This is a genomic window from Scandinavium tedordense (genome assembly GCF_024764965.1).
Taxonomy (GTDB): domain Bacteria; phylum Pseudomonadota; class Gammaproteobacteria; order Enterobacterales; family Enterobacteriaceae; genus Scandinavium; species Scandinavium tedordense.
Genome location: NZ_JALIGG010000005.1, coordinates 1 through 255, shown reverse-complemented (window position 1 = coordinate 255; position 255 = coordinate 1). Strand labels below are relative to the sequence as shown.

1 tRNA gene is annotated in these 255 nt (G+C 51.4%); it reads right to left on the bottom strand.

Features of this window, described 5'->3' with window-relative positions:
• Positions 1 to 138 precede the first annotated feature (138 nt).
• Positions 139 to 215, bottom strand: a tRNA-Arg gene (locus tag MUU46_RS00020).
• Positions 216 to 255 lie beyond the last annotated feature (40 nt).

Genomic DNA, 255 nt, shown 5'->3' with positions numbered 1-255 from the left:
AAGATGGTGCATCCGGGAGGATTACTCGCCGAAGGCTCGCCCTGAAGGGCCGTTGCTAAAGCAACGTTATCTTCCCTTGTGCCCGCTGAGAAAATAACTTTCTCAGGAGTACTATCATCGCTGATAGACAGGAGAAGATGGTGCATCCGGGAGGATTCGAACCTCCGACCGCTCGGTTCGTAGCCGAGTACTCTATCCAGCTGAGCTACGGATGCATCGGAATTACTAAGGTACTGCTGACTCAATGTTACTCAT